Source organism: Halobaculum sp. MBLA0143 (genome assembly GCF_041361465.1).
Lineage (GTDB): Archaea > Halobacteriota > Halobacteria > Halobacteriales > Haloferacaceae > JAHENP01.
Genome location: NZ_JBGKAC010000001.1, coordinates 1155860 through 1176008, shown reverse-complemented (window position 1 = coordinate 1176008; position 20149 = coordinate 1155860). Strand labels below are relative to the sequence as shown.

The following is a 20149-nucleotide window of genomic DNA, read 5'->3' as shown; positions in this document are numbered from 1 at the left end:
GGGAGTTAGACTCTGTACAGAAAAATTGAATTAATGTTCGAGAACACTGTCCCGACCGACACAACGATAAAGCGTGACACCGAGAGAGTCGGACATGCGTGACCGTGCGGAGTCACCCGTCGCTCCGACGGAGGTGCTGTACGTCGACAGCGACGAGGACTTCGCGCAGTTGGTCGAACGGTCGCTCACGCGACTGGATCCGACGGTCTCGGTCACACACGTCGACTCGGCGGCGGCGGCGTTCGCCGCCATCGCGGGCGAAGACCCGAGCGCGACGACACTGGACGGGGCCCACCCGACGACGCCGGAGCCGACCGTCGACTGTGTCGTCAGCGCCTACACGCTCCGGGAGACGGACGCCGTCTCGTTTCTGGAGTCGTTCCGGCGGTCGTACCCGGATCTCCCGTTCGTGTTGTTCACCGGTGCCGGCTCGGAGAGCGTCGCCTCCGACGCCATCGCGGCGGGCGTGAGCGCGTACGTCCCGGTTCGGGCGGGTGAGAACAACTTCGAGCTGTTGGCCCAGCGTATCTGGACGGTGACACAGGGCTACCGCGCGAAGCGACGCGCGGAGGCGACGGCCGCGGAGCTCCGGCGCGCGTACCACCGCACCGGGGAGTCGGTCGTCGCCGTCGACGACGACTCGACGGTGTTGTTCGGCAACGAGACGTTCCTGTCGGAGTTCGACGTGGACGGCGACGAGGTCGCCGGCGCGTCGTTGTGGCAGGCGGTCCCTGCGTTCGCCGGGACGGCCGTGGAGTCGGCCACCCGGCGTGTCGTCGACAGCCGCGAGCCGGAGACGGTCGAGGTAGAGACGGACGATCGAGTGTTGTCCGTTCGCGTGTTCCCCGACGACGACGGCGGTGCAATCGTCTACGCGGACGACGTGACGACGCGGGAGCGGACGGCAGTTCGTCACGACTGTCAGGCGGCCGTCGCCGACGGCGTCGGCACGCCCGCGCTCGTCGTCGACGAGACGTCGACGGTCCTGTTCGCCAACGACCCCGCACGGCGGCGACTCGGCGTCTCCCCGCGCCCCAGGGCGGGCGACGGGCCGGCGGTGGCGACGCTGGTCGCGGAGCCGGACACCGGCCGGGTCGACTCCGCCGTCCAGACGGTGTTGGGACGCGCCCGTCGCGACGGCGGAGTGACGACGGCCGACGGCTCCGGGGCCGTCTCCGAGAGTGTCGGCGAGACGACCCGCGTGGTGGAGGCCGTCGGCTTCCCGAGCGCGGAGACGGTCGCGGACGTGCGCGTCGAGCCGGTGACGGTCGCCGACGAGCCGCACGCGCTCGTCGCCGTCGTCGACAGAGAGCGTTAGTCCGGCAGCGTCTCCGGCGCTTCGTGGGTCGCCTCCGCGGGGTCGTCCACCACTTCGACGCCACGGTTGTTGACGGCGTACGGGTCCAGTCCGAGTTCCTCCATGTGCTCCTTGTACAGCCGCTCTGCCGTCTCGGCGTCCTTCTGCCGGTCGGACGCCCGGTCACACAGCGCGATCAGGTCCTCGGGCACGTCGTTCGTGTGGACGATCCAGTGGTTGATGAGGTCCGACAGCCGCCGGATGGGGGAGGTGAAGTGGCCGTAGATGTCGAAGTTGAGCGCGTGGTGGCCGCCGAACGGGTCGTTCATGTACTTCGCGCGCGGCATCACCTTCAGGACGGCGCGTTGGATCTTGTCGAGTGCGCGGCCGGGGGCCTCCTCCATCGCCGCGTTGACCGCCTTCCGGGGGTCGTTCCAGGAACCGCCGGGGATCGACACGCCGTTGAGCTCTTGGATCTCTCGGAGCGCGTCGTCCCACTGCTCCGGCGTCGGCTGTGGGTGGACGCGGTACATCGCCTCCACCCCGCGCTCCCACATCAGCTCGTGTGTGACGGCCTTGTTTGCCTTCAGCATGCACTCCTCGATGATGGTGTGGGCGCGGTCCCGCGAGGGGTTGAGCACGAGGCTGCCGTCCTCCTTCCGTTGTTCGTGGAGCTGTTCTGCGATTTCGTACGCGAGGGCGTTCTCCTCGTGGAGCGGCGCCTCCGGGTCCTCCAGGCGGTTCTCACACTGCGTGTAGGTGAGTCGTTCGTCCGACCGGACCACCGACTTGTAGATGTCCAACTCCTCGAACGAGAGGGTCTCTTTGTCCAGTCGCATCTCGACGGTGTGAGCGAGGCGGTCCTCCTGCGGGACGAGCGAACAGACGGTCTCGGCCAGCACCGGCGGCAGCATGTGGATCGTGTAGCCGGGGAGGTACACCGTGTTCCCGCGTTGGACGGCCTCGCTCCACATCTCCGACTCCGGGTGGACGTAGTGGCTCACGTCCGCGATGTGGACCCAGAGGTGGTACTCGTCGCCCTCGTCGCGGACGGAGATGGCGTCGTCGAAGTCCTGCGCGTCGATCGGGTCGGTCGTCCAGGTCGTCAGGTCACGGAGATCCTGCCGTTCGTCTAGCTCCGCCTCGATCTCCTCGTCGACCTCCTCCGTGCGCGCCTCCGCTTCGGCCAACACCTCCGGCGGGAAGCCGTCCGCGATGCCGAACTCCTCGAACAGCTCCTCGCGTCGGTCGGCGAGGGCTTCGTCCAACCGCTCCGTGATCTTCACCGGCCCCTGTGACTCTGCCGTGCCGTCGTCGGCGGTTTCGCCGTCCGCCGCTGTGTCGGTCATGTGCCCAGGTACGACGGAACCACTGGTAGGCGTTTCGGGCGCCGTCGCCCGGCGAGACGGGCCGGGAATGGAAACGCCCTTGAAGGCCAGGGGACGACCCACCCGTATGAGCGAAGACGACGACACGTCCGCGTCGGACGCCGGAGGCGAGGGCGGCGAGGACGCGGTCGAACTCTCCCGCGAGGAGTTCGAAGACCGACTCGGGACCGTCGCCGACGCCGTCGCCGACGCGGAGACGGAGGCGGCGTTGGACGACGCCGAAGCCGAGTTAGACGACGTGGCCGACCGGCTGTCGGCCGCGGACCTCCCGGAGCCGGACGACGACGACGAGTCGTTGGACGACCAGTTGGTGACCGTCCGAGAGGACCTGACGGCCGCACGCGGGCCGTACGCCGAAGACGCGACCGACGAGATCGACGACATCGCCGGCACGCTGCGCGACACCCGGTGGACGGACGACGGGGAGGCCGAACTGGCGGACGCGCAGACGACGTTCGTCGAGACGGTCGGCGACGCGCTGGGTACGTCCGTCGACGCCGCGACGAGCGGAGACGCGGAGACGCTGGCCGACGGGTTGGAGACGGTCGCCGCGGCCGTCCTCGACGCCGAGTTGGACCCGGACGACGACGCCGAGACGGTCCAGACCCTGCTGTCGGCGACGGAGACGCTCGCGGACGGCGTCGACGCCGCCGAGGAGTGGGACGACCTGGAGGTCCGCGAGCAGTTGGCGGCCCAGGGGTACTACGACGTGCTCGGCCACTACAAGGACTTCCCGCCGGAGTGGGCGGCGCTCAAGGAGTGGGAGCAGCGCGGCAACGTGGAGATGGTATTGCTCGCCCTGGACAGCCTGGGTTCGGAGTTCATGGAGCGGCACTGTCTGGAGGCGATCACCCGGATGAACGACCAGGGCGCCTTCGAGGAGATGCACTCGCGGGCCCAGCGGCGCGGCGAGCCGGCCATCGAGGCGTTGGGGAAGATGGCCGCGGACGACGCCGTCGAGACGCTCGTGGACTACGTCGACGAGGACTCCAACCCGCAGCTCCAGAAGGTGACGTTCAAGGCGCTCGGCGAGATCGGCCACACGGACGCCGTCCGGCCGTTGGCCGACCAGTTGGTCGCCGACAACGAGGAGGTGCGGCCGTTCGCCGCCCGTGCGCTGGGAATGATCGGCGACACACGCGCCGTGGCACCGTTGCAGGAGACGCTCCGGACGGACGAAGTCGACACCGTTCGGGCGGCTGCGGCGTGGGCGCTCCGGCAGATTGGCACCCGAGCGGCGCTGGAGGCCGCGAGCGAGGCGACCGACGACGACGCCTACATCGTTGAGTCGGAGGCGGAACGGGCCGCGGACGCACTGGACTCCGACGAGGACGCCGTTCCGGCCTGATCAGAGCAGTTCCCCGACGAACAACAACGCGAAGCCGGCCGCCATCAGCAGTCCACCCGCCCGCCCCAGCCAGGTGTGTTCCGTCAGCTCCGCGGGCGCGATGTCGATGTCGTAGCTGTCGAACTCCGCGTCGTACCGGACGTAGGAGGGCTGCTGGAAGAACTCCAAGGCGACGAGCGCTCCGCCAATCGCGCCGAGCGCCGCGCCGGCCAGCCTGACAGTCTCTGCGAGTTCGACCATACCCGGCCGTCGCCGAGACGGGGAAAAAGCCCACCGAACTTTCTTGAGTGGTGCCGGGACCAACGCCCCCGTGTCCGCTCGCTCCCGCACAGCCGTCCGCGTGTTGCTGTGTCTGTGTCTCTGTTCGTCGCCGTGGCTCGTGCCGGCGATCGCCGGCGCGGACGCCGGCGAGAGCCGCGTCGTCTCCGTCCTGCCGGACCCCGTCGCCGACGACGACGCCGGCGAGCGCGTGACCGTCGCGCTCGCGCCCGGTCCGCACCGTCTCACCGACGGCGAGACGATGGTCGACCTCGACGGCCCCGGCCGGGTCGTCGTGACCCCCGAGCCCGACCGCGTCGACGCTCGTGGCCGCGTCGTCCACGCGGACCTGGCGCTGTCGAACGCGGGCGAACGGCTCACGCTGTTCCGGAACGGGAGTCGGGTCCACCGCGTCGCGTACCCCGCCGCAGAGTCGGGGAGTCGGTACCACGTCGCCGCCGAGCGCTGGCAGCCCGTCGGACTCCACGAGCGGGCGGCCGTCGCGCTCGGCCCCACGAACCTCACGGCGTTCGTCCTCCCGGACGCCCCCACCCCCCCAGTGGCGACACTGCGTGCGGCCGACGACCGACTGTTGTTGGCGGGCTACACGCTCGGCTCCGAGCGGGTCGTCGCCGCCCTCCGAGCGGCCGCCGACCGCGGCGTCAGGGTCAGAGTGTTGTTGGACGCCGACCCGGTCGGCGGAATCGGTCGGCGACAGGCCCGCCTGACGACGACGCTGACCGACGCGGGCGTCCCGGTTCGGCTCGTCGGCGGGGACGGCGCACGCTTCCGGTTCCACCACCCGAAGTACGCCGTCGCGGACGACGAGGTGATCGTCGCCACGGAGAACTGGAAGCCGTCGGGCACCGGCGGCGCCGGCAACCGCGGCTGGGGCGTCCGGATCGACAGCCCGGTCGCGGCCCGCGAGCTCGCGGCCGTCTTCCGACACGACTGGCGCGGCCGAGGCGCCAGGCCGTGGTCGGCCGTCGCCGAGGCGGGCGGGAGCGGAGGCGTCGGCGACGGCCCGGCGACCGGTGAGTTCCCGACGCGGTTCGAGCCGACCTCGTTCGAGGCGAACGCGACGTTCCTGTTGACGGCCCCGGGCAACGCCGGCGGCGCCGTCGCCGCAGTCGTTGCCGCGGCCGACCGCCGGGTCGCGGTGATCCAGCCGACCGTGGAGCGCGGCCGCCTGCTGACGGCGCTGCGCCAGGCGGCCGCCCGCGGCGTCCGGGTGCGGCTCCTGTTGTCCAGTGCCTGGTACGCCGAGGAGGCCAACCGGGGGCTGGCCAACCGGCTGTCCGGGTGGGCCGACCGCGAGAACGCGACGCTCTCCGTCCGGCTCGCAGACCCCGGCGGTGCCTTCGGGAAGATACACGCGAAAGGCGTCGTCGCCGACGACACGGCGGTCGTGGGGTCGCTCAACTGGAACCCGACGAGCGTGCGCGAGAACCGCGAGGTGGCCGTCGCCGTCCGCGACCCGGCGGTCGCCGACTACTACCGACGCGTCTTCGACGCCGACTGGAACGGCCCCGGGGCCGGGACCGCGTTCGTCGGCGGCAGCGTGCCACCGTTGTTGGTGGTCGCAGCCGTCGGTGCCGTCGCCGGGGTGGCGCTGCTGGCCCGCCGCCGGCTCCGATTCGCCGACGAACCGTGAGAAGCGAGGCGTTTACGCCTCGGTGAGGGGCGAGGCGTTTACGCCTCGGTGAGAGGCAATCTGCGGGTCTCTGCCGAGCCTCGGTCGGCTGCGATGGCCGATCAGTCGTCGACGGCCGCCGCCGACAGCTCCTCGTCTAGGTCCGCGTCGCCCATCTTCTCCACCAAGGCGTCGATCACGTCCTCGCGGCGCCCCTCGACGAACTTGATCGAGCCGACGACGAGGTGGCCGCCGCCGGAGACGCCCGCGCCCGGCAGTTCTTCGTTGAGCTCCGTCACCATCTCCGGGATGTCGAGCCGGACGCCGTCCGACCGGAGCACGGCGAAGTCCGGACCGTAGCCGACGGTGATCACCGGCTCGCGGTGCTCGCGGACGAGTTCGTCGTGGAGTTCGCCCGTCGTCTTCCCCGGCGCGGGGTAAGTGAACCGGTGGGCGAAGTTCTCGAGATCCACCCGGTGGAACCGGACGCCGGAGTCCAGCCGCTCGGACTCGACGTGTGGCTCGACGACGGACAGCTGTCGTTCCACGTCGCGCTCGGCCCGGGTCGAGAGGAACTCGACGAGCTCCTCGTGGCGGGCCTCGTCGTCACAGCCGACGTTCAACACGTCCGAGACGACCTGGCCCCCGTCCTTGTAACGGAGCCAGTGGGCGGCGTAGTCCAACGCCTCGCTGACGTTCTCCAGGTCTGCACGGTCGTACCCCTCCTCGTCGGCGAGCGCGACGTAGTCGTCCATCGCGGTCGCAGACGAGCGGTCGGACAGCCCGGCGACCGCCGGGACGTGCCGGAGGTCGTCGGTGATCTCGGGGTGGATCAGTCGAGCGAGCTCGACGCACATCATCCCGGTGGTGACGCGGTAGTCCAGCCCGTGACGGTAGGGGTTGACGTGGGCGTCCAGCAACGGCTCCACGGCCTCCGGGTCCGGGTGGTGGTGGTCGACGACCGCGATCGGGACGTCGTAGTGGGCCAGCTTCCGGTAGGCGGGCACGTCCTCCTCCGTCGACCCGTTGTCCAACATCAGCAGGAACGGCAGCTTCTGGCCGTGTCGGGCCTGACCCTCCAACGCGAAGTTGAGGTCGCGGGTCACGTCCTCCATCTCGTAGAAGGGGGCCTTGCTGGGCAGCCGCTTGAGGCGGTGGCGGGCGGCGTCTGGCGTACCGTGGACTTCGTCGATGAACGCCTCCAGCGCCTGTTGGACCGGGATCGCCGCACACATGCCGTCGCCGTCCGCGTGGTGACGGATCCGGATCGGACGACCCTCCAAGACGGTCTCTCGGAGGAGCCGTGCCACCTCGACGAGCTCCGAGCGGATCTCCTCGAACGCCTCCCACTCTACGAGCGGGTCGACGTCGGCCGGCGTCGCCCGCTCGCGGCGCCCCTCGGCGACCCGTTCGTGGACGTCCGTCGCGGTCTCGCCGTCTAGGATCGTCACGTCGCCGATCTCTAGCTGGAGCGTGCCGTCGTGTGACTCCGCCTCGCCGCGGATCCGGACGGCGTCGCCGACGGACAACTCCGGGTACGCACGGACGCCCGCGCCGGCGAACGCCGCACACGCACGGATACCGGTCTCGTCGCCCACCTGGACGATGGTCGGGCCACCGGTCTGTTTGATCTGGACGATCTCCCCCTCGACCGTCGCCTCGTCACCCACCGTCAGCGAGTCGAGCGGCGTGATCTCCGGGTCGTGTTCGACTGCAGCCGTCTGGTAGTCGTCCGGGTCCGCCGGCGTGAACGCGACGTCCCCGTTGTCTCGGATCTCGTCCAACTCGACGATCAGACGGTCGCCGACGGCGTAGTCGGTGTCGAGACTCGACTCGTGGATCAGCCCAGAGACGGCGTCGGACACGTCGACGAACACACCGTAGTCGACCACACCGTTCACCGTGGCGTGGTAACGGTCCCCCTCGGAGACGTCCGACAGCGTACAGCTGGGAGCGAGATCGAAGACGACGGGGCGATCGCCCCCCGTCTCTTCGGCGTCGTCAGTCATACGCAGACGTAGGGTTATCACTCGTGTTAACCCTTCGATGTACTCTCTCGTGTGCGGGCGACGACCGCGCGACCAACGGCCCACACAGTTTCGATATAGCAAAATGTGATTTACGCGTCGTCACTGGGACACGACCCGCCCTGGCGTCGCGGTCACGAGAGCTCGTACACGTGTCGCTCGTACGTCTCTCGGACCCGGCCGCCCCAGTTGTGAGTGTAGGTGTCGATGATGTCGTCGGCCACGTCCCCGCGGAGGTACTTCACGACGCCGCGTTCTCCCGTGCGCTCGCGGAGGTGCGTGGTGAAGAAGTGGCGGAAGTAGTGGGGCGTGACGTTCTCGGTGACGCCGGCGCCCTTCTCGTACCACCCGACCCGGCGGGCGTGTTGCCTGACGACCCGTTGGACCTGTTCGGGCGTGAGTCGCCGTCCCCACCCGGAGGCGGTGCCGACGAACAACGGCTCTGCCGGCGACGGAGTGTCGGGCCGGATCGCCAGCCACACCAGGAGCGCCTCCCGGAGCTCCTCGTCGACGGGGACCACCGTGTCGCGTTTCCGTTTGTTCGAGGCGGTACGTTCGGCGCCGTTGTACGACTCGCCGACGGACGGCGCCGCGGGGACGAACAACGAGTCGCGTCGCCCCTCCAACGCCGGGCGGTCACCCAGGTCGTACCCCGACACTCCCGACAGAGAGAGGTCTCTGAGGTCGAGGTTGCACAGTTCCCCGACTCGCACCCCAGTCTTCAGCAGCGTGACGATCAGCGCCCGCTCCAACGGGTGGGTGACGCCCGTCAGGAACGACCGCATCTCCGACACCGTCAGCTCCCGTCGCGCAGGGTCCGTGTCGATCCGTTCGTCCAACTCCTCCATCACGAGCGCCATCGGGTTGGCGTCGAACGCCCCCACCTGGGTCATGTAGGCGTAGAACCGGTGGAGGTACGCCGCGTACGTCGCCACCGTGGAGTCGGCCAGCTCCGGATCCGTCCGGAGTTCGTGGACGAACGCCGTGCAGTCGCGGTGGGTCGCCTCCCCTGGCGCTCGGTCGCTCCGGTCGGCCAGGAACGACCGGTACCGCCCCAGCACTCGTTCGTACTCCGCGCGGGTGCGCTCGCTCTTGCCGTGGAGCTCCACGTCTCGCAGGAAGAAGGCGACCGGCTCTTCCACCTCCCCGGCGCGTGTGCTACTCACGGCGAACGTACCCCCCCTCCCGGCCGGAGTACGTCACCGTCCCCTCCTCCAGGAGTCGCTCCATCGTCTCGTCGAGCTGTGCCTCTAAGTCTCCGACGACCGCGTCCAAGAGATCGTCCCACGAACACACCCCCTCCGCCGCGAGAACGTCGAGCACCCGGTCTTCCAGCCCGTCACCCCCAGGGTCGGACCCGGGAGAAGCGGGTTCGACGGGGTCACTCTCTCGGGGGGGTTCCACCTCGCTGTCGTCGCTCTCTTCGGCGACCGCCACCGTCGTCTCCAGGCCGAGGTCTCGCCGACCGGCTTGGACCATCGTCCGGACGAACTCGCTCTGGCTCATGTCCAACGCCTCGGCGTCGGCCGCCCACTCCCGCTTCTGTGCGGCCGGCACCCGCGTCGTCACCGGCTCTCGTCGTTCGCTCGTCACGCCAGAACGGTGCGTGGCCGCCCACTTCAACCTGATGCAGGACTCTGTCCTAAAGCCCTAAGACAGGAGTTCGATTCGTGCTGGGGGCGTCGATTCGGCCTGTCGACGGATTTCCGGCGTCTCCAGCGGTTGTTCCGGTGTCTCTCGTGTATTCAGGATCCTGTCTTACTACTTTGGCGGCGTTCAGTGGCGGTCTGCTCTCTTCCCCGCGGGTGGCCGGGCCGTCGATTCGAGTGTAACCGTCGGTGTGCGAGCATTGGTTCGAGCGAGAGACTCTGACGCTCCGTCGTTGGAGCAGCGTTCGTCGGGTCGATTCAGTTCTCTCGGTGTCGTGTCGCCGCTTCACGGTCCCGCCGGGCGCTTGTCGATGCGACAACCGCTCCTCGCTCGAATGCCCCGGCCCACACTCGACACTGACTCTTCCTGACTCGCCGCTGCAGTTCGTCCCGCGGCCGCTCGACAGTTCTCTGGCCACTCCACAGTTCACAGCCAGTGGCTGGGGGACTCGATTCCACCGTCGCTCACGCCACTCACAAACCGTATGTCACTATACGGATTCTCCAGTCGGCGGTGACACACACCGAACGAGAGCACCTGCCGGCGACCGCGCTGGGGCGCGATCCTCAAGCGTGTTAGATCGTCAGCACGACCGAGACGTTCGAGTCGTGGCGGGTGGGTCGTCGTGTGGCACTGGCAGCCGGCGCGGGCGGCGAGAGTGACACAGACGGCGCGAACGGGACGGCACCGCGGGCGACACGGTGATCGAACTGATTGACGTGACGTTCGGCCACGCGACGATGCGGGTATTCGGGACGTGACGCTGTCGATCCAGGCGAAGAATTCGTCTCCGTCGCCGGGCCGAACGGCTCCGGAAGGTTGGCGCCGATGGAGCTGGCGGTGGGGCTGTGCCGCCCGGACCGGGGGGTCCGGCCGTTCGGCGAGCCGCCTCACCGGTTCGATGGTGGCGACCGGACCGGCTACGTCGCCCAACACGCCAGCGCCGTCAAGGAGATGCCAATCACGGTGCGTGAGGTATCCGGATGGGGCGGTTCTCACACTCGGCTTCGGCCGGCTAGACGACGACGAGACTATCTTCGACGACACCATTCAGACTGTCGAGGTGAAGGCGTTCGCGGGCCGGAAGGTTACCCAACTGTCCGGCGGCCAACACCAGCGGGCGTTCATCGTTCGGGCACTGGCGACCAGGCGGACCTGCTCGTGTTGACTGCCGTCGTCGTCTACGTCCTCGCGGTCGTCGCCGGCAGGCTCCAGAGCCGGCTGGGCAAGGAACGCACCGTCGGGACCGACGGGATTGACGCCGACGCGGACTAAGCCACGGACGCGAGGAGAATCTGGTTCTGCCTCGGTGGGATGATCAGGTGGGTTGCTTAGTGGCTCTGTCTGGTGATTTATCGAGCAATTCTTGCATCAACCTCTCTTCTCTCTCGTTTATAAAGTCCAGAGCGTTCTCTACTCTCCAGAGATCTTCATCGGTCGGAACGTAGTGGCGGTCCAAGTAGTCTTCTCGCCGTGTACTCAGCCACTCTGTGAGCTGACTGTCCGACTTCGACCGGTTCTCACCGGCACGAATGAGCTGTAAGTTCCCCGTGCTCGACCGAAGGTCGTCCAGCCTCTCAGCCTTCTCAATCGACATATTGTACTCGTCCACCAACGTATCCCGTTGTAGCTCGGACTTCGGGAATATGTGATCGAGTTCGTACTCGTAGCTCTCACTCGCTATATCGGGGAAGTACGCGAGAGACAGGACAACTCTCTGTGAGCTGTTGCTCAGAGTCCCGTCACTAAACCACCTTTCGAGCGTACTTCTGTCGAATCCCATCGACTTGTTGTAGTCGTTTAGCTTCTCCTCTATTCGAGACAACGGGAACTCTCGGTCGGCAGACTCTCTGATGATGTTTCTTATACCGCGAATAGTCTGGATCGTTCCGCCGGTGTTCAGGTCACCGTTGGCGACTAGAGAGCACATCCAGTAGAGGATCTTCTGCCTCTCGGAGCGGCCAGAGTTACCGTTGAACGAGAGGTGTGGATTTGAATTATGGTAGAAGTAGTAGACTATCGGGAGGATGACCATCTTGCTCCTTATGTGTGTGGTCGAGAGCCCGTAGCTCTGGAGTAGGTCCAGTGTGCTCATCACCGCCTGCTTGAACTCTCCGTCCATCCACGTCTCTTTCATTTCCCTTAGTGTCTCCTCGTCGAAGTTGGCGAGAGTAAACGAGAGGTTAGGAACATCCGACGCGGTCAACAGTGCGCGGAGAACGAAGTTAGAGTCAAGTTCGACCGTCCCTCTCGCCGCGTGGCTGTTCAGCTTGTCGACAAACTGCTTTATTTCTTCTCTAGCAACTACTTTGTTGTCTACGCCCCGGTCGCTCCACTGGGCAGTAGCAACTGACAACAACATATCCGATTTACTGAGCTGGGTCCCCCCGTCGTTCGCGCGGATGAAGATGTCGAGAATCTTCTCCTGGTTCTCCTCATCCTCCTCAAAGTACGATATCGACTCACGCTGGCAGATCGCGTGGTTGAGCCTCTGTATATTTTTACTGATGCTTCTGTGGACACGTTCCGCATTTATTCCGTCTATCAACTCGATGTTCTCCATAATTTTGTCGGCTTCCTCTGCGAAGTCGTCAACATCTAGGATATCACCTACTCTGTACCAGTATTCGTCACAGCCGTGATCCGGGTCTGGCTTCTTGAATCGGAAGTCAAACTTCCTACCGCTCACCTCCTCGTCAGTCGGGGACGCAATATTCAGGTACAGGTACTTTCGCTCCCAGGAGTCCTTCTTCCTCCTTCTCTTGTTCAGTATCTTCTCCGTGTACGATCCCTTGAGACCGATGTAGAATGATGTGAGCCGCTGCTGCCCGTCTAAGACCAGATTAATTTTGTTTGGATTGTCTTCTAGGCTGTCCCGATGCCTGTTGTTGTGGTACGTAACGTTGTCCAGTTCGTCGGGGTGAATCGGATCCCCAATATAGTTTTTTATAAATTTGTACTTTATTCTGCTCTTCGAGAACTCACCGCTGACCCTCCAGAAGAGAAAAGACCCGATTGGATAGCCTCTGACGACGGAGTCGAATAGGTCGAGAATCTGGTCTGAATCCCAGACGAACTCTCTCTGAATCGCAGGAACGAGGTAAGTGTAATTCACATCATCTATAATACTGTCTATTGTTGTGGTCTGGTAACCCATAAGGAACGATAGACTCCCCTAGGTTATAAGAGTTTTCTACTGAAGACACCAACTGTTCCGAACGACCGAACTGTCGAGACAAAAACCGAGAACAACTGAGCCAGAGGGATTGGTCGACCCCACCTCACTCCGTTCGCCGCCGACTCAGCCGCCGCCGGATCACTTCCTCCGGTGCGTCGTACTCCTCCTCGTGGCGCACACACCGGCTGAACCGACCGTCGTCGTCGACGACGTGTCTGTCCGGGTGTTCCTCGTTACAGACGGAGCCGAACTCCTCGCGCAGGAGTGCGGCCGCGTCGGCGTCGTCGCCGCCGCGGGCGGCGTCGACGGCCTCGTCGATCACCGACTCCGCGTCGTCCAACTGAATGTCCTCGAACAGGTCCGCCGCCGTCTGGGCCACGTCCTCGCCGACGGACTGGCCGATCGCGGCCCGCAGTCGCTCGATCAGCCCCTCGTCGGCCTGTGACCGCGCCCGCAACACCGTGTGGAACTCCTCGATTCCCTCCCAGGCCCGCTCCGGGAGGTCGTCGTACTCGTCGGGCCGTACCTTCGCCGGACACCGCGTGACGAACCGACAGCCCGCAGGCGGGTCCCGCGGCGACGGCGGCGTCCCGCGTAGCGTCACCCGTTCGCGTTCCGGCCCGGCGCTGCCGGGAATCGCCGACAGCAACGAGGTCGTGTACGGGTGCGCGGGCTCCGTGTACACGGACTCCGTCGGTCCTAGCTCCACGACGTTGCCGAGGTACATCACGGCCACACGGTCACAGATGTGCCGGACGACGCTCAGGTCGTGGGCGATGAACAGGTACGTCAGCCCCAGCTCCGACTGGAGGTCGTCCAGTAAGTTGATGATCCGTGCCTGTACGGACACGTCCAGCGCCGACACCGGTTCGTCTAACACGATGAACTCCGGCTCCAACGCCAGCGCTCGGGCGATCCCGATGCGTTGACGCTGCCCGCCGGAGAACTGGTGGGGGTAGCGGTAGTAGTGCTCCTCCCGCAGCCCCACCTTGTCGATCAGCTCGAACACGCGGTCGCGGCGTGCCGCCGCCGTCTCCCAGTCGTGGGCGTCCAACGGCTCCCGGATGATCTCGCCGACCGTCATCCGGTCGTTCAGGCTGGAGTCGGGGTCCTGGAACACCATCTGGGCGTCCCGTTGCCACTCCCGGCGCTCGCCCCCGGAGATCTCCGTCACGTCCGTCCCGTCCGCCAGGACCGCTCCCTCCGTCGCGTCCTCCAGCCCGAGGATCGTCCGACCGAGCGTCGTCTTCCCGCAGCCGGACTCGCCGACGACACCCAGCGTCTCGCCCTCCTGGAGCTCGAAGCTGACGCCGTCGACGGCCTTGACCGGGTCCGACAGGACGCTGCCGTCGTCGTAGTACTTCTTCAGGTTCCGTACCTCCAACAGCGTCTCCTCGCCCGCGGTCTCTCGGGTCGTCTGTGTGCTCACAGTTGCTCACCTCCGTCTGCCGCCGCGTCGCCGTCCGTGTCGAACGTCGCCTCCGACGGCGAGTGACCGAACTCCGACTCGTGGAGCAGACACGACGCCGTGTGTTCGGCCGTGCCACCGCCGACCGACACCGGCTGCGGGTGGACCTGCTCGCAGGCGTCGAACGCCGCCGGACACCGGGAGGCGAACCGACACTCCTCCGGCTCCGCCGTCGGCGTCGGCACCTCACCGCCGATAGTGGGCAACCGGTCCCCCTCGGCCGTCCGGCCGGGGATCGACGCCAGCAGTCCACGAGTGTACGGGTGCTGCGGGTCGTCGAACAACCGGTCGACCGGCGCCGTCTCCACGATCTCGCCGGCGTACATCACGTTCACCCGGTCTGCGATCTCCTCGATCACGCCCATGTCGTGGGTGATGAACAGGATTCCGAGGTCCTCCTCGCGCTGCAGGTCGTCTAACAGCTCCAGGATCTGCGCCTGTATCGTCACGTCCAACGCCGTCGTCGGCTCGTCACACACCAACAGGTCCGGGTCACACGCCAGCGCGATGGCGATCACCGCTCGCTGGCGCATCCCGCCGGAGTACTGGTGGGGGTACTCGGTGAGCCGCCGCGGCGCGTCCGGAATCCCGACCGCCTCCAACAGCTCGATCGCCTCCGCACGTGCCTCCTCTCCCCGGAGGCCCTGGTGGATCCGGAGCGCCTCCCGGATCTGGTTGCCCACCGTGTACACCGGGTTCATCGAGTTGATCGGGTCCTGGAACACGATGGAGAGGTCGCCACGGTACTGCTCCCAGGCGCCCTCGGTCAGCTCGTTGCCCCGGAACCGGATCGACCCGCTCTCGACACGACCGGGATCGTCGATCAGCCCGAGGATCGACCGTGCCGTGACGGACTTCCCGGAGCCGGACTCGCCGACGAGCCCGACCGTCTCGCCCGCCTCGATCTCTAAGTCCACCCCGTCGACGGCCCGGATCGTCTCCTTGTCCGTGTAGAAGGTGGTGTGTAGGTCCTCGACCGCGAGCAACGGGTCGGCCATCAGGCACCACCCCCACGGCCGGCGGCGTCACCCTCCCCGGTCGAGCTGTCCGACTCGGGGTCGATGGCGTCCCGAATCCCGTCACCGAGGGCGTTGAACCCGGTCACGACGAACGTGATCAGGACGCCCGGGATCAGCGAGATGTGCCAGGAGGCCGTCGTGACGTAGTCCTGCCCGGCGTTGACCGCTCGTCCCCACTCCGGGGTCGGCGGGTTGACGCCCAGGCCGAGGAACGACAGCCCGGCGATGGCGATGATCGCGCCGCCGAGCGTCATCGAGCCGTACACCAGGATGTACCCGGAGATGTACGGCAGCATGTGTTTCCGCATGATCGCGCCCGGCGACTGGCCGAACGACTTCGCAGCGTCCACCCACTCCTCTTCGGACACTTGGAGCGCCGGCCCACGGAACGACCGCCACATCGCCGGCCAACCCGTCGCGGCGAAGATCAACGCCAGGACGAACGCGCCGGAGTAGATCTGTCCGATCCAGGTGCCAGAGAGGATCACCGTCAGCATGATGAGCAGGAGTAGCTGGGGCATCCCCATCACGGCGTCGGACACCAGGACGACGCTCAGGTCGATCGCACCCTTGTAGTAGGCCGTCACGAGCGCCAGGATCACCGCGAGCCCGGCCGACAGCGTCACCGACAGCAGCCCGATGATGAGCGAGATCCGGGAGCCGTGCGCGATGAACGTGAACAGGTCCTTACCCGTGGGGAGCGTCCCGAACGGGTGGAACCGGCCGTAGTCGTCGTAGCTCCACGGCCCGACGTTGTTCTGGAGAGTGCCGGTCGACTTCGAGCCGAGGTTCGCCTGCCCGACTGTCAGCTCCTCGACGCCGGTCCCGGTGTAGTACTGGAGCGTGTGGCCGTACGGGTCCGCGAGGTTCGCGGCAACGGTCGTCGGGCTCACCGACGGTGCGAACACGACGAGCACGAAGAACATGAACACGACGACGAAGCCGAACTGCCCCCAGCGGTGCGAGCGCAGCCGGTCGACCACGTCGTCACGCGGCGTCCAGTCGGCGACACGGTAGTGCTCCCGGTACCAGTCGTAGCCGACCCACACCCACGCCAGCGTCACGAAGGCGTAGCCGTACGTCAACACGAAGCGGAGGAGCCAGGCGTACATCGGCGACAGCCCCAGGAACGTCCCCTGGTAGCCGGAGCCGGTGTAGTACCCCCGGTTGGGGATCGTCTCTCGGGACAGGAGCGTCGGCACCTGGCCGGCCGCCTCCTCTGCAGCGACGAGGAACTGCGCTCGCCCCATCGTCGGCAACGCCGCCAGCGCGTCACTCAGGACCGTGAGCAGGAACTCCGCGGCCGCGCCGAGCTCCAACAGCAACAGGAAGCCGGCGACACCGGCCCAGAGCAACGCCGGCCGCGGGTTCCGACTCACTCGGCCCCAGAACGGTTCTGCCTCTCCGTCAGCGTGCGTCCGTGACTGTGTCTGTGTCTGTGTTGCCATCTCAGCTCCCCTCGTATCCGACCCGCGGGTCGATCAGCGTGTACAACACGTCCTGAACGATGTTGATGACGAGCAGGAGAACGATGAAGACGAACATCAGCGACCCCACGAGCGGGAGGTCCCCCTGGATCGCCGCGTCGAAGAACAGCTTCCCCATCCCGTTGATCCCGAAGACGGACTCCACGAGCACGCTCCCACCGATCAACAGGAACGCCTCCGTCGTCACGATGGGCACCAACGGGATCAACGCGTTGCGGAAGACGTGTTTCCAGACGATCGATCGGTTCGACACCCCCTTCGCCCTGGCGAAGTCGACGTACTGCTCGTTCTTCGTCTCCAAGACGGCCGTCCGACCGATCCGCATCTCGTTGCCCATCGACGCCGAGCCCAACACCAACGCCGCCGGCATGATCTTCTTGATCGCCGACAGCGTCTGGCCGGGCTCGGTGAACAGGGCGAGCGGGTCACCGGCCATGTAGCTCAGGCCGGGGTTGCCCGTCACTCCCGACGGGAGATCCACGAGGAACGTGTCCCAGTCGAACCCCAAGAGCGGCTCCGAGCCGACCAGCACCGACAACAGGATCACTGCCAGCCAGAAGTTCGGCATCGCTCGCCAGACGATCCCGGAGACGGAGGCGACGTAGTCGGCGATCGTGTTCGACCGGACGCCGGCGTAGAAGCCCAGCGGGATGCCGATGAAGATGGCGATCAACACCGACCAGAACCCCAGCCAGACGGTCCGAGGCAGGAAGTCGATCACCAACGATCCCACCTCCGAGCCGGGGTAGATCAGCCAGGTCGTCCCCAGGTCCAGCGAGTACAGGCTCGTCGACCAGTCGACGTAGTGTTGCAGCGGCGGTTGATCGAGACCCAGCGACTGTCTCGCCGCCTCGTACTTCTCCTTTGTCAGGCGTTCGTTCCCGGACAACAGGTTGGCTGCCGGGTCGACCGGCCCCTGGTAGATGATGTACCAGGTCATCGTGGTACCGAGCCACAACACCGGGAACGCCATGAGAATCCGCTTCGTGATGTACTTCAGTCGTTCCATGTTGCGTCCGTGTTCATCGGGTGGTCGTCTCGTACACTAAAAATCCTGACGGAACGGTAGCCCCCGAACACAGATAATCGACGGCGAGAACGCCTCTAGCCGCCGTTTCTCTCTGCGGTCGATCGGGGAGCGCCGGTCGAGCGAGCTACTCCTGTTCCAGCGTGAGCTGGTCGAACGTCTGGTCTTCCATCGTGCCAGACATCCGAACGTTCACGCGGTCGTTCCAGATGCGCTGGGTGACCGTGTGGACGAGCGGCAGTTCCTGGACGACGGCCCAGTTGATCTCCTCCACCAACCGGTACACCTCGCGGCGTGTGGCCGCCTCCTCCTCGGTGGGGCCACGGTTCGCCTGGTAGCGGTCCCACGCACGGTCTGCCTCGGTCATCAACGGATCGTACGGCGCCTGCGTGGACTCTACCTCGCCGTCGACCGTGTAGCCGGCCGACGACAGAGCCGACGACAGCTCGTCGGGCGTCACCTCGTCGATGGCGACGGCGACGCGCGGCGGACTCTCGCTTTCCTCGTTGAGCGAAACCTGGACGTGGTCCTCCGGGAACTCCGCGTCCAGCGCGTCGTAGACGTTGCTCCGAACGGTGGACCGGTCGTCACCACCCAGGGCCACGTCCGTCGCCTGGACCTGGTAGGTCCACCGCGTGAACATCCCGCTGGGGTTGTCGTACGGCGGGATGAACCGCAGGAAGTTCGACGGGTCCGCGTACTCCATCCCGTCACCCAGCGAGAACATGTCCATCGAGCCGTTGAGCGCCTGGCCGATGATCGTCCCGAAGTCCGCCTTCACGATGTTGATGTCGATGTAGGCGTTCTGGGCCTTGTCGCGCAGCGTCTTCGAGATGGAGTCCCAGCCGCTGTCGCCGGAGAACACCGTGTACTCCACTTCCGCGCGGTTGTCCGGGCCGTAGCCGGCCTCCTCCATCACCTGCTGTGCCTTCTCGAACTCCGTCGAGTCGACGCCGTACATGTAGCCGTCACTGGCGACATCGAGCTGACTGCCCTCACCCTCCTGGTAGTGGGCGTCGTAGTTGTCGACCGGGTTCTCGCCTTCGGCGGCCGGGAACGCCGCCGGCGGGGAGAGGTGGTACGCCGGCTCGTTGAGCCCCTTGTACACCTGGTTGGCGATCCGGACCGGGTTGATCAGGTACGCGATCGCCTGCCGGACCGGCTTGGGCGTCCGCGCACAGTTGAACACGATGTAGTCCGTGTCCAGGGCCGGCGCCTCCCCGTAGTTGACGCTGTCGCCGTTGCCCAGTTCGTACGTCCCGACGCGGTAGGTGCCGCGGTCCGTCTCGATGTTGCGGCGGTCCGGGTTGAACTGGGCCGTCGGAATGCCGCCCAGCACGTCGAGGTTGCCGTTCTTGAACCGACTGAACCGAGTCGCCTCGTTGCCGATCACGGTGTAGACGATCTCGTCGATGAACGGTCCCTCACCGTAGTAGTCGTCGAACGCCGAGAGGGTGATCTGGTCTCCCTTGCTCCAGGAGTCCACCTCGAACGGACCGACGCCCGCGAAGAACGGCCCGTCACCCTGCGTGGAGAAGAACTCGTTGTAGCCGTACTCTCCCTCGTACAGCAGACCGTCCAGGCCGTGCTGCTCGTAGTCCTTCGGGTAGGCGACGGCCCCCTCCGGGATCGGGGCGAACGCGCCCCCGGCGACCTGTTGGAGTGTGCCGAGGAACGCCGACTCCATCGTGAACTCGAAGGTGTAGTCGTCGACTGCCTCACAAGCCAGCGTGCCTGGCTTGAACCCGGAGACGCCGTCCATCCCCTCCGTCTCCTCGTGTTGGATCGTCATCGTGCCGCCCACGATGTCGTCCGCGTTGCGGGTCTCCTCTGCGCCCGCGAGCCGCTCCCACGAGTAGACGAAGTCCTGTGCCGTCAGCTCCGTCCCGTCGTGGAACGTCACGCCCTCTCGGAGCGTGAACGTGTACGTCTTCCCCTCGTTGGAGATCTCGTAGTCCGTCGCCAGGTCGGCGACCGGCGGGAGATCCCCGTTCGGGAAGTTCATGAGCGCCGCGTTGTACTGGTTGTACCCCGCGCCCGACCCCTTCGCGTTCACCGGGTCCAGCGTCTGGACCGGCCCCGGCGACGCCAACTGGAGCGTGCCGCCGGTCTCGCTCTTCTCCGGCTCCGGCGTCGGCGAGTCCGTCGCCTCCGGCGTCCCGTCCTCCGTTGGCTCTTCGGTCGCTGTCGATTCGGGTGAGTTACCACCGCTGCACCCCGCCAGTGCCGCGGCCGCGCCCGTTCCGGCCGCCGCAAGGAAACCGCGTCGAGTCTTGTCCTCGGGCATCGTGTGTCTTGGCGGAGAGGCGACTAAAATAGTTTGTCATACGCGCGTACGTTCGGCTACGTGTCTGTATATAGCTCTCAGT

Annotated in this window: 15 protein-coding genes; 4 read left to right on the top strand and 11 right to left on the bottom strand. The window is 66.4% G+C overall.

Going from position 1 to position 20149, the window contains the following annotated elements:
• The first annotated feature begins 94 nt into the window (after positions 1-94).
• The gene (locus tag RYH79_RS06095) at positions 95-1318 is read left to right on the top strand and encodes a PAS domain-containing protein (RefSeq protein ID WP_370897248.1); all 1224 of its coding nucleotides are present in this window, start codon (positions 95-97) and stop codon (positions 1316-1318) included.
• On the opposite strand, the gene RYH79_RS06090 is transcribed toward RYH79_RS06095, so the two are convergent.
• On the bottom strand, positions 1315-2646 hold the full coding sequence (locus tag RYH79_RS06090; protein ID WP_370897246.1) for an RNB domain-containing ribonuclease: 1332 nt from the start codon (positions 2644-2646) through the stop codon (positions 1315-1317). The two genes, RYH79_RS06095 and RYH79_RS06090, sit on opposite strands and share 4 nt — an antisense overlap.
• A gap of 106 nt (positions 2647-2752) precedes the next feature.
• On the opposite strand from RYH79_RS06090, the gene RYH79_RS06085 reads away from it, so the two are divergent.
• Positions 2753-4033 (top strand): HEAT repeat domain-containing protein, encoded by a 1281-nt coding sequence (locus RYH79_RS06085; RefSeq protein WP_370897244.1) that lies wholly within the window; start codon positions 2753-2755, stop codon positions 4031-4033.
• Here RYH79_RS06085 and RYH79_RS06080 read toward each other — a convergent pair whose 3' ends face one another.
• Positions 4034-4273: a hypothetical protein gene (locus RYH79_RS06080; RefSeq protein ID WP_370897242.1), complete on the bottom strand. Its 240-nt coding sequence runs from the start codon at positions 4271-4273 to the stop codon at positions 4034-4036.
• 70 nt (positions 4274-4343) lie between these two features.
• Here RYH79_RS06080 and RYH79_RS06075 point away from each other — a divergent pair, with 70 nt between their 5' ends.
• A complete protein-coding gene (locus RYH79_RS06075) occupies positions 4344-5945 on the top strand; it encodes a phospholipase D-like domain-containing protein (RefSeq protein ID WP_370897240.1) in 1602 nt (533 codons plus the stop codon).
• A gap of 101 nt (positions 5946-6046) precedes the next feature.
• Here RYH79_RS06075 and han read toward each other — a convergent pair whose 3' ends face one another.
• From han to RYH79_RS06060, 3 genes are all read right to left on the bottom strand, one after another.
• Complete coding sequence (han, locus tag RYH79_RS06070) at positions 6047-7933, bottom strand: Hef-associated nuclease (RefSeq protein WP_370897238.1); 1887 nt, start codon at positions 7931-7933, stop codon at positions 6047-6049.
• Between the two features lie 152 nt (positions 7934-8085).
• Positions 8086-9117 (bottom strand): tyrosine-type recombinase/integrase, encoded by a 1032-nt coding sequence (locus tag RYH79_RS06065; protein WP_370897236.1) that lies wholly within the window; start codon positions 9115-9117, stop codon positions 8086-8088.
• A complete protein-coding gene (locus RYH79_RS06060) occupies positions 9110-9544 on the bottom strand; it encodes a DUF5805 domain-containing protein (protein WP_370897234.1) in 435 nt (144 codons plus the stop codon). Before RYH79_RS06060 ends, RYH79_RS06065 begins: the two co-directional genes overlap by 8 nt.
• 1027 nt (positions 9545-10571) lie before the next feature.
• On the opposite strand from RYH79_RS06060, the gene RYH79_RS06055 reads away from it, so the two are divergent.
• The gene (locus RYH79_RS06055; RefSeq protein ID WP_370897232.1) at positions 10572-10769 is read left to right on the top strand and encodes a hypothetical protein; all 198 of its coding nucleotides are present in this window, start codon (positions 10572-10574) and stop codon (positions 10767-10769) included.
• A 150-nt stretch (positions 10770-10919) separates the two neighbouring features.
• Here the strand turns inward: RYH79_RS06055 and RYH79_RS06050 are convergent, their stop codons facing one another.
• The 6 genes from RYH79_RS06050 to RYH79_RS06025 all read right to left on the bottom strand — a co-directional run bounded on the left by RYH79_RS06050 (position 10920) and on the right by RYH79_RS06025 (position 20067).
• Positions 10920-12758 (bottom strand): DUF262 domain-containing protein, encoded by a 1839-nt coding sequence (locus RYH79_RS06050; RefSeq protein WP_370897230.1) that lies wholly within the window; start codon positions 12756-12758, stop codon positions 10920-10922.
• A gap of 124 nt (positions 12759-12882) precedes the next feature.
• Positions 12883-14208 (bottom strand): ABC transporter ATP-binding protein, encoded by a 1326-nt coding sequence (locus RYH79_RS06045; protein WP_370897228.1) that lies wholly within the window; start codon positions 14206-14208, stop codon positions 12883-12885.
• A complete protein-coding gene (locus tag RYH79_RS06040) occupies positions 14205-15245 on the bottom strand; it encodes an ABC transporter ATP-binding protein (protein ID WP_370897226.1) in 1041 nt (346 codons plus the stop codon). The genes RYH79_RS06045 and RYH79_RS06040 overlap by 4 nt, the downstream gene beginning before the upstream one ends.
• The gene (locus RYH79_RS06035; RefSeq protein WP_370897224.1) at positions 15245-16714 is read right to left on the bottom strand and encodes an ABC transporter permease; all 1470 of its coding nucleotides are present in this window, start codon (positions 16712-16714) and stop codon (positions 15245-15247) included. The genes RYH79_RS06040 and RYH79_RS06035 overlap by 1 nt, the downstream gene beginning before the upstream one ends.
• 1 nt (position 16715) lies before the next feature.
• Positions 16716-17762, bottom strand: coding sequence for an ABC transporter permease (locus RYH79_RS06030; protein ID WP_370897222.1), 1047 nt, complete (start codon positions 17760-17762; stop codon positions 16716-16718).
• A gap of 145 nt (positions 17763-17907) precedes the next feature.
• Positions 17908-20067 carry an ABC transporter substrate-binding protein gene (locus tag RYH79_RS06025; protein WP_370897220.1) on the bottom strand — a complete coding sequence of 720 codons (2160 nt, stop codon included), beginning with the start codon at positions 20065-20067 and terminating at the stop codon, positions 17908-17910.
• Between the last annotated feature and the right edge of the window lie 82 nt (positions 20068-20149).

What these genes read in the sequence shown, in the direction of transcription:
- RYH79_RS06095 (WP_370897248.1), top strand. Translation starts at nt 95, where the DNA reads ATGCGTGACCGTGCGGAGTCACCCGTCGCTCCGACGGAGGTGCTGTAC.
- RYH79_RS06090 (WP_370897246.1), bottom strand. Translation starts at nt 2,646, where the DNA reads ATGACCGACACAGCGGCGGACGGCGAAACCGCCGACGACGGCACGGCA.
- RYH79_RS06085 (WP_370897244.1), top strand. Translation starts at nt 2,753, where the DNA reads ATGAGCGAAGACGACGACACGTCCGCGTCGGACGCCGGAGGCGAGGGC.
- RYH79_RS06080 (WP_370897242.1), bottom strand. Translation starts at nt 4,273, where the DNA reads ATGGTCGAACTCGCAGAGACTGTCAGGCTGGCCGGCGCGGCGCTCGGC.
- han (WP_370897238.1), bottom strand. Translation starts at nt 7,933, where the DNA reads ATGACTGACGACGCCGAAGAGACGGGGGGCGATCGCCCCGTCGTCTTC.
- RYH79_RS06050 (WP_370897230.1), bottom strand. Translation starts at nt 12,758, where the DNA reads ATGGGTTACCAGACCACAACAATAGACAGTATTATAGATGATGTGAAT.
- RYH79_RS06040 (WP_370897226.1), bottom strand. Translation starts at nt 15,245, where the DNA reads ATGGCCGACCCGTTGCTCGCGGTCGAGGACCTACACACCACCTTCTAC.
- RYH79_RS06035 (WP_370897224.1), bottom strand. Translation starts at nt 16,714, where the DNA reads ATGGCAACACAGACACAGACACAGTCACGGACGCACGCTGACGGAGAG.
- RYH79_RS06030 (WP_370897222.1), bottom strand. Translation starts at nt 17,762, where the DNA reads ATGGAACGACTGAAGTACATCACGAAGCGGATTCTCATGGCGTTCCCG.
- RYH79_RS06025 (WP_370897220.1), bottom strand. Translation starts at nt 20,067, where the DNA reads ATGCCCGAGGACAAGACTCGACGCGGTTTCCTTGCGGCGGCCGGAACG.